This is a genomic window from Achromobacter arsenitoxydans SY8 (assembly GCF_000236785.1).
Lineage (GTDB): Bacteria > Pseudomonadota > Gammaproteobacteria > Burkholderiales > Burkholderiaceae_B > Achromobacter > Achromobacter arsenitoxydans.
Map to the genome: position 1 here is coordinate 116306 of NZ_AGUF01000042.1, position 13777 is coordinate 130082.

The 13777-nt window shown below is 65.4% G+C and carries 12 protein-coding genes; 4 read left to right on the forward strand and 8 right to left on the reverse strand.

Annotated features, from left to right (window positions below; all coding sequences use genetic code 11):
* Nucleotides 1-231: 231 nt before the first annotated feature.
* Genes KYC_RS10865 through KYC_RS10875 form a run of 3 tightly spaced genes read right to left on the reverse strand, consistent with a single transcriptional unit; the run spans nt 232 to nt 3997 of the window.
* Entirely contained in the window at nt 232-1572 is a 1341-nt protein-coding gene (locus tag KYC_RS10865; protein WP_008161932.1) for an MFS transporter, read from the reverse strand.
* Nucleotides 1569-1976 (reverse strand): GlcG/HbpS family heme-binding protein, encoded by a 408-nt coding sequence (locus KYC_RS10870; protein ID WP_008161933.1) that lies wholly within the window; start codon nt 1974-1976, stop codon nt 1569-1571. Before KYC_RS10870 ends, KYC_RS10865 begins: the two co-directional genes overlap by 4 nt.
* Nucleotides 1973-3997, reverse strand: a complete 2025-nt coding sequence (locus tag KYC_RS10875; protein WP_274428494.1) for a propionate--CoA ligase — start codon at nt 3995-3997, stop codon at nt 1973-1975. The genes KYC_RS10870 and KYC_RS10875 overlap by 4 nt, the downstream gene beginning before the upstream one ends.
* Before the next feature lie 153 nt (nt 3998-4150).
* Here KYC_RS10875 and KYC_RS10880 point away from each other — a divergent pair, with 153 nt between their 5' ends.
* A complete protein-coding gene (locus KYC_RS10880) occupies nt 4151-4810 on the forward strand; it encodes a C40 family peptidase (protein ID WP_043518110.1) in 660 nt (219 codons plus the stop codon).
* A gap of 180 nt (nt 4811-4990) precedes the next feature.
* Here KYC_RS10880 and KYC_RS10885 read toward each other — a convergent pair whose 3' ends face one another.
* From KYC_RS10885 to KYC_RS10900, 4 genes are all read right to left on the reverse strand, one after another.
* Nucleotides 4991-5314, reverse strand: coding sequence for a DUF2325 domain-containing protein (locus KYC_RS10885; RefSeq protein ID WP_035212827.1), 324 nt, complete (start codon nt 5312-5314; stop codon nt 4991-4993).
* Nucleotides 5315-5523: 209 nt separating this feature from the next.
* The gene (locus KYC_RS10890; RefSeq protein ID WP_008161940.1) at nt 5524-6468 is read right to left on the reverse strand and encodes a CysB family HTH-type transcriptional regulator; all 945 of its coding nucleotides are present in this window, start codon (nt 6466-6468) and stop codon (nt 5524-5526) included.
* A 94-nt stretch (nt 6469-6562) separates the two neighbouring features.
* Nucleotides 6563-8056, reverse strand: coding sequence for a CoA-acylating methylmalonate-semialdehyde dehydrogenase (locus KYC_RS10895; RefSeq protein WP_008161941.1), 1494 nt, complete (start codon nt 8054-8056; stop codon nt 6563-6565).
* Between the two features lie 109 nt (nt 8057-8165).
* On the reverse strand, nt 8166-9383 hold the full coding sequence (locus tag KYC_RS10900) for an ABC transporter substrate-binding protein (RefSeq protein ID WP_008161942.1): 1218 nt from the start codon (nt 9381-9383) through the stop codon (nt 8166-8168).
* 214 nt (nt 9384-9597) lie between these two features.
* On the opposite strand from KYC_RS10900, the gene KYC_RS10905 reads away from it, so the two are divergent.
* A complete protein-coding gene (locus KYC_RS10905; RefSeq protein ID WP_008161943.1) occupies nt 9598-10518 on the forward strand; it encodes a LysR family transcriptional regulator in 921 nt (306 codons plus the stop codon).
* A gap of 43 nt (nt 10519-10561) precedes the next feature.
* On the opposite strand, the gene lptF is transcribed toward KYC_RS10905, so the two are convergent.
* Nucleotides 10562-11665, reverse strand: coding sequence for an LPS export ABC transporter permease LptF (gene lptF / locus KYC_RS10910; RefSeq protein WP_081478017.1), 1104 nt, complete (start codon nt 11663-11665; stop codon nt 10562-10564).
* 57 nt (nt 11666-11722) lie between these two features.
* Here lptF and KYC_RS10915 point away from each other — a divergent pair, with 57 nt between their 5' ends.
* Together KYC_RS10915 and KYC_RS10920 are read left to right on the forward strand one after the other, a co-directional pair.
* On the forward strand, nt 11723-13231 hold the full coding sequence (locus KYC_RS10915) for a leucyl aminopeptidase (RefSeq protein ID WP_008161947.1): 1509 nt from the start codon (nt 11723-11725) through the stop codon (nt 13229-13231).
* A gap of 22 nt (nt 13232-13253) precedes the next feature.
* The gene (locus KYC_RS10920; protein ID WP_008161950.1) at nt 13254-13715 is read left to right on the forward strand and encodes a DNA polymerase III subunit chi; all 462 of its coding nucleotides are present in this window, start codon (nt 13254-13256) and stop codon (nt 13713-13715) included.
* Nucleotides 13716-13777 lie beyond the last annotated feature (62 nt).

Sequence of the window (13777 nt, forward strand, 5' to 3'; positions counted from 1 at the left end):
AAAAAGCGGGCCGGAGCCCGCGCATTTGCGTGTAGCGCAGCGACCTGGCAGCGCCGGTAAAGGGCGGAACGGCGCCCGAAGGCGGCCCCGCACGGCATGCACAAGCAAACAACGCACCAGCGCACAGTGCGAAAACAATGCCAAGCATTCAGCAGGCGCCGCCGCATGGTCGAGGCGGCGCCGGGCAGTCCATAAGGATAGCAGCCGGCGCGGGCCTGGCGTATACCGCGTTCAGGCGGCCCGGCGCGCCAGGCCGCCCTTCATGTCCACGCGCGACAATAGGACCAGTCCGCCCACAAAGAACAGCCCGGTGACCAGAATGGCCAGGCGATGGTTGCCCTCCGTGCCCCAGGTCACCAGGCCGTAGGTCAGCGGCCCGATCACCGCGGCAAGCTGCACCGCGAAGGTCCACAGCGAATAGAACTCGGCCAGGCGGCCCGCGGGCGCCAGCGCGCCGGTCATCGCCCGCCCCGCGCTTTGCGTGGTGCCCATGCACAAGCCGGCCAGCGTGGCGGCAACCCAGAACACGGGCGCGGTCACGGCCGCATAGGCCACCAGCACCATCACGATCCAGCCGCACAGCGTGATGGCCAGCGCCGGCTTGTGGCCAATGCGGTCCTGCACATAGCCGAACGAAAACGCCCCCGCCGCCGCGCCGATGTTCACGGTAAAGACCAGCAGCATGATCTGCGGCGTGGTGAATCCCATGACTTCCGACGCATAGACGGCGGCCAGCGTAATCACGACGGAAATGCCCGCCTGGTAGCAGGCGATGCACATGAGCAGGCGCCGGAACTCCGGGAAGTGCTGCCCGGTTTCGCGCCAGGCGTAGGCCAGGCGCCGCAGCATGTCGAGCGCGGCCTGGTTGCCGGGCTGCGGCTTGGCGCGCTCGCGCAGCAGCAGGAACGAAGGCAGCGCGGCCAGCGCGAACACCGTGCAGGTGACCAAGATGACCCAGGGTACGAACTGTTCCGCCGTGGCGCCGCGCGCCTCGGCCAGCGTCACGACGACCAGGGACAATCCCAGCGTGAGCATGCCGCCGCAATAGCCGAAGCTCCAGCCCCAGCCGGACACGCGCCCCAGCGCCGCAGGCTTGGCCAGTTCCGGCAGGAACGCCGCAACGACGGATTCGCCGACGCAATAGCAGTAGTTGGACACCACGATGGCGGCAAGCGCCAGCCACACGTCGCCAGGTCCGGCCTGAGTCAGAACCAGCGTGGCCGCCACGCAGCCCGCCGTGCTGGTGTAGAGCAGGCGGCGCTTGCTTGCCCGCGCGTCGGCGCGGGCGCCCAGCGTGGGCATGGTCAGCATGATGAGCAGGTAGGACAGCGACAGCGCCGCGGTCCATGCCAGCGTGGCCCAGTGCGCGCGCCCGGCGACCACGCCGACGAAATAGGTGCTGAAGACCGCCGTCAGAATGACGGTGGTGTAGCCGGAGTTCGCGAAGTCGTACATGGCCCAGGCCCAGACTTCGCGCTTGGCGACGCCAGGGTTCAGCGGACTTGCGTCCGCCGCCCCGGCGGCCTGCGCGGAAACGCCGGCTGGCGTTTCCGGCGGAAGCGCCTGGCTCATAGGCCCAGCGCTGCGATGCCTGCTTGCGCGATCTGCACGTCTTCGGTGGACTTCACGCCCGAGACGCCCACCGCGCCGATGACCTGGCCGTCAGCCACGACCGGCACACCGCCTTCGAGCATGCCTTCGATCAGGGGCGCCGACAGGAACGAGTAGCGGCCGTTGTTGATGATCTCTTCGTAGATGCGCGACTCGCGGCGGCCCAGGGCGGCGGTCTTGGCCTTGGCGGGAGCGATGTGCGAGGAGATCGGGGCCGCGTCGTCCAGGCGCAGCATGCCCAGCAGGTGGCCGCCGTCGTCGGTCACCGCGATGGTGACGGCCCACTTGTTCTGCAAGGCGTGTGCTTCGGCCGCGGCCAGGATCTTCTTGACGTCTTCGGCGCTCAGCACGGGTTTGGTTTTCATTGCAGTGACTCCTTGATCTGTTCGAGGGCGTTGGGATCTTCCATGGTGGTCAGGTCGCCGGGATCGCGCGCTTCGCACACCGCGACGATCGCGCGGCGCAGCACCTTGCCCGACCGGGTCTTGGGCAAAGCGCCCACGAACCGGATCCTGGCCGGCCTCGCCACCGCGCCCAGCTGTTCCTCCACCAGCCGCATGATATCGCCTTCCAGCTGCTTTGCCCCCTCCGGCGTATCGGCGCCGGCGGGATTCTTCAGCACGGCGAAGGCCATCGCGACCTGGCCCTTGAGCGGGTCGGCAACCCCCACCACCGCGCACTCCGCGATGCCGTTGTGGCTGTTGACCGATTCCTCGATCTCGCGCGTGCCCAGCCGATGGCCGGCCACGTTGATCACGTCGTCCGTGCGCCCCAGAATGAACCAATAGCCGTCCGCGTCCACCAGCCCCCAGTCGAAGGTGGAGTACACCTGCCGCCCCGGAATGGACGTGAAATAGGTCTGCACGAAGCGCTCGTCGTCGCCCCAGATAGTGGACATCGCGCCGGGCGGCAGCGGCGGCACGATGGCGACCACGCCCTTCTGGTCGGGGCCAAGGTCCTCGCCATTGGATTCGCTGACGATGCGCGCATCAAAGCCATAGACCGGAAACGACGGGCTGCCGAAGCGGGTGGGCACTTTCTCGACGCCGGGCTGGGCCGACAGGATCGGCCAGCCGGATTCGGTCTGCCAATAGTTGTCGATGATAGGCTTGCCCAGCCCTTCCGAAATCCACTGGGCGGTGGGCTCATCCAGGGGTTCACCGGCCAGATAGACGGCCCGCAGCGTCGACAGATCGTGCTTTCTGAGCAGCGCCGGGTCCTGGCGCTTGAGCACGCGCACGGCCGTAGGCGCGGAAAACAGGGTGTTCACGCCGAACTGCTCGACCAGCTTCCACAGGATGGCCCCGTCCGGGCGCACCGGCGTGCCTTCGTACAGGATGGTGGCCTGCCCGCCGATAAGCGGGCCGTACACAATATAAGAGTGCCCTACCACCCAGCCGATGTCGCTGGTGCAGAAATAGGTGTCGCCGGGCCGGCCGTCGAACAGGTATTCCATGGATGACGCCAGCGCCACGGCATAGCCCCCCGTATCCCGCTGCACGCCTTTGGGGCGGCCCGTCGTGCCGGAGGTATAGAGGATGTAGCTGGGCTCGGAAGACTCCAGCCATTCCACAGGCACCCGGGCGCCGCGGTGGCGCTCGCGCAGAGAGGCGTAGTCCAGGTCGCGGCCCGCCACGGGTTCGAACGGCGCCAGCCCGCGGTCGAACACCACCACGGACGCCGGAGGCGACTTCGCCAGGCCCAGGGCGCGGTCCAGCAGCGGCTTGTAGGGCACGACTTTGCCTGCGCGGCTGCCGCCGTCGGTGCACACCACTACCTTGGGCGCGGCGTCATCAATACGCTGGGCCAGGTTCACGGAAGCAAAACCGCCAAACACCACGGAATGGACCGCGCCGATACGCGCGCACGCCAGCATCGTGAACACCGCTTCCGGCACCATCGGCATGTACAGCAGCACCCGGTCGCCCCGTCCCACGCCCAGTTCCCGCAGCATCGCAGCCGCGGCGTTGACCTCTTCGAAGACGTCCTGGCGGGTGTAGACCTGTTCCCGGTCGACCTCGGTGGACACCCAGATCAGCGCGGGCTTGTCGGCCTGGGTAGGCAGCCAGCGGTCGACGGCGTTGTAGCAAAGGTTGGTGCGCCCGCCTACAAACCACTTGGCGAATGGCGGGCGGGAGAAGTCCAGCACAGACTCGAACGGCGTTTCCCAGTGGATCCGGCTGGCCTCTTCGCGCCAGAACGCGTCGCGATCATGTACCGAGCGGTAATGGAAATCCCGGGTTCTTTGCATTTTTGTCTCCTGGTATTGTTCATAGGCCTTAAGGCTGATTGATTTCTTTTCGAATCTTTTTGGCCATTCTGGTAGGCGAACCTTGCACGAGGCTTGCCGCAAGTCAAAATTTTCTTCCAAATGTCCACGCTGCATGGATATTTAGGGCCGTTACGTCACGAATTGGCCTTAAAAGTTTGGTAGAATCCCCGCGAAGTTGCACACAATTGTTGATTTTGCTGACATTTCGGCCTCATCCGCGGCGAATGCCGTGGTTTGTGCTGTTATCGGCGAATCATCCCCAGGCGAATGCATCGACACTCCTTACTCGCGCGATTCAATTCATCCTCCGGCCAGGCAAAGCGCGGTCTGCGCATGCTCGCGCTGGTTGCATGCGTCGCGGGTTTGGCGGGTTGTGCAAGTAATAGCCAAAAGTCAACCGCCCATACGTCCGAGATCGACCCCTACGAGATGGAATGGGTTGCCACCGCTGATGACCCCATCGGCATGCTGGTGGTGCAAAAATTCAAGCGCGAACGCCAGCGCACCCATTCGGGTGTCAATAGCGACAACGCCATGGTCAGCGAAGCCCTGAATCACCTGGGCATCCGCTACCGCTTCGGCGGCAGCACCCCCGACACCGGTTTCGATTGCAGCGGACTGGTCGCCTACTCCGCTGAACGTTCCCTGGGCCTGAAGCTGCCCCGCAACGCCGCCGAAATCGCGCAGCAAGGCGTGGCCGTAGCCAAGAACGAACTCAAGGCCGGCGACCTGGTTTTCTTCAACACCATGGGCCGCCGCTACTCCCACGTAGGCATCTACCTCGGCGACAACCGCTTCGTGCATTCGCCCAGCGCCGGTGGTGTGGTTCGCGTCGAAAACATGACCATGGCCTACTGGACCAAGCGCTACAACGGCGCCCGCCGCCTGGACAATACCCTGATGGCATCGGCCCGCGCGGCCAACTGACCGGCCCCGCCCTTCAGCAGCATATTCGCACGCCCGCAAGGCGGCGCGCCATCCCCCAGAATGCAAAACGCCGCCTGACATCCCCGTCAGGCGGCGTTTTTGTTTCTCTTCGCGGTTTTCAGTCCGCAGGCCTTTCCGGCCTCCCCAGTTAGTCGTAGTTGCGCGGCAAGACGCCTGCGCTCAGTGGACCGTGCCGGCTCGCGGGCACAGGCCGCACTGCTGCAGGGCCTGCTGCATGCTGCACACCGAACGGCGACAAGCGACGACCCGGATGCCGCCGCGCTGAGCCGCGTTGCGGAAGGTCTTCATGACGTTGTGCCCCAAAAAATCGGTCAGCAAAATGACCAGCTGAGTGCCGGACGGCAACTGCAGCGTCTTCTTCTGATGCGAGGGATCGCGCCCGCTGATGTGGTGCGTGATCGAGATATTGTGTCCTTTGAGCAGATCGGGAATATTGCCGAGGCGGTCGGCGCCCACTACTACTGCACTAAGTCCTGCCGTCATGATGAACCTCACTGGGTCGTTGAGCCTGGATGTAATGATAATGATTCCTATTTTTTCGTCAACTCAAATGAGATCAGTTCTTATTTAATTATTTTTATGAGCTTATGGAAAGGGATAGCCGGCAACACCGCCTCTTCCCTGTCCGCGCAAAAAAAAGCGCGGCGCCATCAGGACGCCGCGCTTTCCGCGGTTGACGGGGGTAGCGGCCCCTACTTGGGCGCGCCCTGGACGGCGTCGGTGACGACGGCGCGGGTCAGGGACGGCGCCAGCATTTCCAGGAAGGTGTAGACGTAGTCCCGCAGGAACACGCCCGCTTTGACGCCCACGCGGGTCGTGTGCGTGCCGAAGAGATGCCCCACCGGCAGTCCGACCAGATTCGAGTCGCGGCGCGGATCGTAGGCCACGCCAGCGATGATGCCGATGCCCAGCCCCACGTCCACGTAGGTCTTGATCACGTCGGCATCAATGGCTTCAAGCACGATGTCCGGATGGATGCCCTGGTTGGCGAATATCTCGTCGATCGTGCTGCGGCCGGTAAAGGCGCGGTCGTAGGTAACGATGGGATATTCAGCCAGCTGGGCCAGCGACAGGCGCTTGGCGGCGCTGGACGTCAGTTCGGCCAGCGGGTGGTCCGGGCGCACCACAACGGTGTGCTCCCAGGCGTACACCGGCAGGGTTGCCAGGCCGGGCGTCAGCGCCAGCGATTCGGTAGCCAGCGCCAGATCGGCCTGCTCGTGCAGCACCATTTCGGCCAGTTGGGCGGGGCTGCCCTCCGCCAGCGACAGGTGGACCTTGGGAAACTGCTTGCGGAACGCCGGAATCACGCGGGGCAGCAGATAGCGCGCCTGCGTGTGGGTGCATGCGATGACCAGGCCGCCCTCGTCGCGGCGCGCGAATTCGTCGCTCACCTTCTTGAGGTTATCGACTTCGCGCATGATACGGTCGATGACCTGGGAGACGGCCAGCCCAGGCTTGGTCAGCCCCTTGATACGCTTGCCGTGCCGCTCGAAGATCTTGATGCCCAGCTCGTCCTCGAATTCGATGATCGCCTTGGACACGCCCGGCTGCGAGGTATAGAGCATCCGGGCGGCTTCGGTCAGGTTGAAGTCGCGCCGGATGGTTTCACGAACGAAACGAAATTGCTGGAGGTTCATTAATTGGCCCCTGATAGACGGGCCAATTATAAGTAATAAGAACGCCTTGCTATATGAATTATTCGTATAAGCTTAGGAGCAAGGCGTCCCCCTTTCAGCGCATCGAGATCGTGGTGTTCACGGTCTTGGCATGCGCAGACCAGCGAGCGGTGACGGTCTTGGTCTGCGTCCAGAACTGCACCGCCTGCTTGCCGTTGGGGCCCAGGTCGCCCAGCTTGGAGCCGCGCGATCCCGTGAAGCTGAACCACGCCACCGGCACGGGGATGGGCACGTTGATGCCCACCTGGCCCACGTCGATGTTGTTCTGGAAGTAGCGCGCCGCGCCGCCGTCCTGGGTGAACAGCGCCACGCCGTTGCCGTTGGGGTTGCGGTTGATGAAGGCCACCGCGTCTTCCAGCGTTTCCGCGCCGACGCAGCACAGGACCGGGCCGAAGATTTCCTCGGTGTAGATGGTCATGTTTTCCGTCACGGCATCGAATACCGTCGGGCCCACGAAGTTGCCTTCCTCGAAGCCCGCGACCTTCAGGTTGCGGCCGTCCAGGAGCAGCTTGGCGCCTTCGTCCACGCCCTTCTGGATCAGGCTCTCGACGCGCTTCTTGGCATTGGGCGACACCAGCGGGCCCAGGTCGGCTTCGCGGTCAGTGCCGGAATTGACCTTGAGCTTCTTGGCGCGCTCGACAAAGTCGGGCAGCCAGTTACGCGCTTCGCCGACCAGCACCGCCACCGACGAGGCCATGCAACGCTGTCCGGCTGCGCCGAAGGCCGCGCCCAGCAACTGGTTCAGCGCCACTTCGGGATCCGCATCCGGCAGGATCACGCAGTGGTTCTTGGCGCCCATCATGGACTGGCAGCGCTTGCCGGCAGCCGATGCGCGGTTGTAGATCTCGGTGCCGACGCGGGTGGACCCGATGAACGACACCGCCTTGATGTCCGGGTGTTCGCACAGGCCGTTGGCCGTCTCGGGGCCGCCGTGCACCACGTTCAGCACGCCCGGGGGCAATCCGGCTTCCAGTGCAAGCTGGGCCAGGAACAGCGACGAGGTCGGATCCTGCTCGGACGGCTTGAGCACGAACGTGTTGCCGCAGGCGACGGCGATCGGGAACATGAAGCAGGGCAGCATCACCGGGAAGTTGAACGCGGTAATGCCCGCGCACACGCCCAGCGGCTGGATCAGGGTGTAGACGTCGATGCCGGATGCGGCGTTTTCGGCGTATTCGCCCAACTGCAGGTTGGCGATGGAGCAGGCGTGCTCGACCACTTCCAGGCCACGGCCCACTTCGCCTTCGGCGTCGGGCAGCGTCTTGCCGTGTTCACGGGTGATCATCTCGGCAAGCTTGCCGGTATTGGCGCGCAGCAGCTCCTGGAACTTCAGCATGACGCGCATGCGCGCGCCCTGCCCGCTGTTGCGCCAGGTCTTGAAGGCCTCTTTGGCATTGGAGACTGCCAGATCCAATTCTTCGCGCGTGGCGAAGGGAACCTTGGCGACGACCTCCTGGGTGGCGGGGTTGATCACGTCTCGCCATTCGGTGGTTTTGGACTGCACAAGCTTGCCGCCGATCAATAGCGGAACGCGCGGGACTTCACTCATTTTGATGCTCCTCACACTGCGTAGTCGATGCGGATGGAATCCGCGTTCTTGGATGTTTCGGCGCGCCGCGGAACGGGTCCGCGGCACGCCTTCGGGCGACCTGCCCGGACTATTTCTTCACCAGCGGGCATAGGGAATCGGACAGGGGCTGGAAGGCTTCGGCCGCCGGGATGGTGGCCACCAGCTTCGAATAGTCCCAGCCGCCCTTGGAGTCCGCGGGCTTCTTCACTTCGTACAGGTACATGTCGTGGATCACGCGGCCGTCGGGACGGATCGACGCATTGCGCATGATCGGATCCTTGATCGGCAGCTCGCGCATCTTGTCGGCCACGACCTTGCCGTCGGTGCTGCTGGAGGCGGCCACCGAGCGCAGGTAATGCAGCACGCTGGAATACACGCCGGCCTGGGTCATGGTGGGCTTCAGGCCGCGGAAGGCCTTTTCAAAGCGCGTGGACCATTGGCGCGTCGCGTCGTCGTAATCCCAGTAGAAGCCGTCCACGTACGACAGCCCCTGGGCGTTCTCCAGACCCAATGCACGCAAGTCGGACAGGAAGATCAGCAGGGACACCAGCCGCTGGCCGCCGGCCACGATGCCGAACTCGCGGGCCTGTTTGACGGCATTGACCGTATCCTGGCCGCCATTGGCCAGCGCCACCACCTGCGCCTTCGAGCTCTGCGCCTGCAGCAGGTAGGACGCGAAGTCGGGCGCGTTCAGGGGGTGCCGGACGCTGCCGGCGACGGTGCCGCCCAGGGCTTTCACCGCCTTGACCGTATCGGCTTCCAGCGAGTGGCCGAACGCATAGTCCACGGTAATGAAGAACCACGACTTGCCGCCCGAACGCACAGTGGCCTTGGCCCCGCCCGCGGATTGCGAATAGGTGTCGAACATCCAGTGAAAGCCTACGGGCGAGCATTCCTTGTTGGTCAGCGCCGTGGTGGCCGGGCCCGAGAACATCACCACCTTGTTCTTTTCACGGGCGATGCCCTGCACGGCCAGCGCCACCGCGGAATTGGTCAGGTCGGCAATGGCGGTCACGCCGTCGCGGTCGAACCATTCACGCGCCCGGGCCGCCCCGACGTCCGCCTTGTTCTGGTTGTCCGCGGACACCAGCTCGATTTTCATGCCCTTGCATTCCGCGGCCAGGCAGTCGTCGATCGCCAATTGCGCCGCCGCCACCGAACCCGCTCCCCCCATGCCGGCGTAGGTGCCGGACATGTCCGTCAGAATGCCGATCTTCACTGGCGGCTTGTCCGCCGCATACGCCTGGCCCACCAGTGCGGCGCCCAGACACAAGCCTGCGGCCAGCCCGCGTGCGTGCAATTCCATGGATTTGTCTCCTGAGTTTTTGTGCGCTGAGTTCCAGCGTTATGGCGCCGTCTGCGCGGCTTGCGGTCCCAGGGCATAGCCCAAGGCCAGCCAACCCAGTGTAGATGTGTGAAAATCAACAAGCAACACCAGAAATGCACATTCCTTGTGCATTCCTGCACATCTGAAATTTGCCTTCATCGCCCCACGGCGCAGGGGGCTGGAGAGCCGGATCTTGCTTGATTGGGACAGCCTGAGGTACTTCCTGGAAGTGGCGCGCACCCAGCGCGTCAGCGCCGCCGCGCGCAAGCTCGGGGTGGAGCACACGACCGTGTCGCGCCGCATCCGGGCGCTGGAAACGGAACTGGACACCCTGCTGTTCGAGAAGTCGCGCAGCGCCGGATTCGTACTGACCGACGATGGCCAGCGCCTGTTCGTCCATGCCGAGCAGATGGAAAGCGTCGTGCATACGGCGCGCGAAAACCTCTCCGGCATCGGCCAGGCGCTGTCGGGGCACCTGCGCATCGGCGCCACGGAAGGCTTCGGCAGCTACGTGCTTACGCCGCTCGCCGCGGACTTCCAGCGGCGCTATCCGCACATCACGCTGGATATCCTGCCGGTGCCCCGCTTCGTCAGCCTGTCCAAGCGCGAAGCCGACCTGGCCATCACCATCGAACGGCCGCAGCGCGGCCCCTATGTGTGCAGCAAACTGTGCGACTACACGCTGCGCCTGTACGGAACACCGGGGTATCTGGCGCGCCACGCCCCCATCCGCGAACGCGCGGACCTGGCCGGCCACACGTTCATCGGCTACGTTGACGAATTGCTGTTCAGCGAACGCCTGCGCTACCTGGAAGACCTGTTGCCCGCAAGCAAGGTGGTGCTGCGCAGCACCAGCGTCGTCGCGCAGTACCACGCCGCACTGCAGGGCCAGTCGCTGGCCATCCTGCCCTGCTTCATCGCGGCGCAGGACCCCAGGCTCAAGCCCGTGCTGGAAAACGAGATCGCGATCACGCGCTCATTCTGGATGTATTGCCACGAAGACCTGCGCAAGCTCAAGCGCGTCACGGCGCTGTGGGAGTTCATCCGCAAGTCGGTGCTTAAGAATGCCGACCTGCTGGCCGGCCGGGGCGGAACGATGAAGTATCTGCCCTGATGCGCCGCAGGCCCCGCTCGCGGGGCCTGCGCGGCTTCTGCCTTTAGGCGCTGTTCTTGGGCGCCTTGACGCGCAGGCGCCGCATCAGCAGGAAGGCGGCAAGCAACGCCACCGCCCCGTGGATAACCCAGACGCCCAGGCCGAAGCTGAGCTTGCCGTTGGAGATCCAGGCGCGCGACAGGTTGATCAGGTTCATGTACAGCAGACCCACCAGGCCGGCGATGAGCAGGTCGCCGGACCGGCCCAGGCGCGGATTCACGGCCCCGAGCGGAATCGCCAGCAAGGCCAGGTTCAAGGCGGCCAGCGGCAGCGAAATGCGCCACATGACCTGCGACCAGCTGCTGTTGGTGTTGTCTTCAATGAGCTGCGACGTGGTGCGCGCCTTGGAGGAACGCTCGGCCGCCGCGCGGGCCTCCGCCACGGGATCGCCGCCCGATTTGCTTTCAAGGCGCAGTCCGTACTTTTCGAAGTGCACCAGCCTGATCTCGGGCGTGCCCGGCTTCAGGTCGTAGCGGTGGCCTTCGCCCAGCACCAGGAAGCGGTCGCCATTGGGCAGGGTTTCGCTGTGGGCGCTGCTTGCGGTCAGCACGCTCAGCCATTCGGGGCCGATTTCGCGCGCGAACACGTTGCCCAGTTCGTCGGAAGGTTTGACGGGGTCTTCAGCGAAGAACACGCGGCTACCGCCGGACGATTCGGCGAACTGGCCCGCCGTGACTTTGGACAGGTCGGATCGCTGCTCGAAGCGTTCGTGGTATTCGGCGATCTGACGATAGGCCCACGGCGACGCAACCAGCGTCAGGCCCGCGACGGCGATGGCCACGGGAACCGCGACACGCAGCACGGGCTTGAGCCAGTCGGCCAGCGACAATCCGCTGGCGAACCACACCACCATTTCGGATTCGCGGTAGTTGCGCGTCACCGTGGTGAGCACGGCGATGAAGATGGAGACCGCCAGGATGGTCGGCAGCGCGGTGATGGTCGACAGCGCGGCCAGCACGACAACGACGTCCGCTCCGATGTTGCCGCCCGCGGCCTCGCCGAGCAGGCGCACGAGAAGCACGCTGAGCCACACGACGAGCAACGTGGAAAAGACAACGCCAGCGTGACTGGTGATCTCGCTGACGACCGAGCGTTTAAATAGAGACATGGGAGAATATGCGGGATAATCGACCGCATCATACACAGACGCACACGGGAAACCCTCATGGAATTTAGCACACAGACCACTGCTTCCCTGCACCAGGTCAAAACCGCCGCCCTCGCCGTCGGCGTGTACGCGGACGGCGTGTTGAGCCCCGCCGCCGATCTCATCGACCGCGCATCCAACGGCGCCGTCCGTTCAGTGGTCAAAAGCGAATTCCGCGGCCGCGCCGGCTCCACGCTGACGCTGCGCAATCTGCCCGGCGTCTCGGCGCAGCGCGTGGTCCTGGTCGGCCTGGGCAAGCAGGACGACTATTCGGCCCGCACCCACGCATCGGCCGAGCAGGCCTTCGCCGCGGCTTGCGTCGCCGCGCAGCTTGCCGAAGGCGTTTCCACCCTGGTCGCCAACCCGGTCGCCGACGTCGCCGTCGTGGCGCGCGCGCGCAGCGCCGCCATCGCGGCCGGCAGCGCCACCTATCATTACGACGCCAGCTTCGGCAAGCCCGACCGCGACGCCCGTCCCAAGCTCAAGAAGATCGTCCAGGTCGTCGAGCGCGCCGACGCGGCCCAGGCCCAGAAGGGCCTGCGCGAAGGCAACGCCATCGCCAACGGCATGGAACTGACCCGTACGCTGGGCAACCTGCCGGGCAACATCTGCACGCCCACCTATCTGGGCGACACCGCCAAGCGCCTGGCGCGCGAATTCAAGTCGCTGAAGGTCGAAGTCCTGGACCGCAAGCAGGTCGAGGCGCTGGGTATGGGCTCGTTCCTGTCGGTCGCCCGCGGCTCCGAGGAAGCGCTGCGCTTCATCGTCCTGCGCCACGCCGGCGCCAAGACGGTCAAGAAAGGCGCCAAGACCCCGCAGGGCCCCATCGTGCTGGTCGGCAAGGGCATCACGTTCGATGCCGGCGGCATCTCGCTCAAGCCCGCCGCCACCATGGACGAAATGAAATACGACATGTGCGGCGCCGCCAGCGTCCTGGGCTCGTTCCGCGCCCTGGCCGAACTCGAGCTGCCGCTGGACGTGGTCGGCCTGATCCCCGCGTGCGAGAACCTGCCCAGCGGCAAGGCCAACAAGCCGGGCGACGTCGTCACCAGCATGGCCGGCCTGACCATCGAAATCCTGAACACCGACGCGGAAGGCCGACTGGTCCTGTGCGACGCGCTGACCTACGCCGAGCGCTTCAAGCCGTCGGCCGTGATCGACATCGCCACGCTGACCGGCGCTTGCGTCGTGGCCCTGGGCAACGTCAACAGCGGCCTGTTTTCCAAGGACGACGATCTGGCCGAGGCGCTTGCGTCCGCCGGCCGCGAGTCGCTGGACACCGCATGGCGCATGCCCATGGACGACGCCTACCAGGAGCAGCTCAAGTCCAACTTTGCCGACCTGGCCAACATCGGCGGCCCCCCGGCCGGCGCGGTCACGGCGGCCTGCTTCCTGTCGCGCTTCGCCAAGGCCTACCCCTGGGCCCACCTGGACATCGCCGGCACCGCCTGGCGCGGCGGCAAGGACAAGGGTGCAACGGGACGCCCCGTGCCCCTGCTGATGCAATACCTGCTGGACCAGGCTTGAAGCGCCTGCACCGGAAGCCCGCATGACGCGCATCGACTTCGCATTCGGCGCGCCCGACCGCTTGCGCATGGCCTGCCAGGTCGTGCGCAAGCGTTTCCTGGCCGGACAGCGGCTGGTGGTGTACTGTAAGGACGGTACCCGCCTGGCCGCGTTCGACCGCATGCTCTGGGCATTCGACGACACGGCCTTCGTGCCGCATGTGCTGGCCAACGATCCCCTGGCGTCCGAAACCCCGGTTGTGCTGACCGCCGGCGATCCCCGCCAGGCCGCCCAGGCGGCAGGCCAGGACGACCAGCCGCAGCCCTGGCTGCTGAACCTGGACGACGACTGCCCGCCGGGATTCGACGCCTTCGAGCGCCTGCTTGAAATCGTCTCGGACGACCCCGACGACAAGCAGGCTGCCCGACTACGCTGGCGGACGTACCAGACGGCCGGACATGCGCCGCAAAGCCACGACCTGAGCCGCAAGCCCGCAGGCGACTGACCGCCCTATCCGTCCCCGGCGCGCGCGCCTGCCCGCCGCGCCATCCAGACATTCGGGAGCTT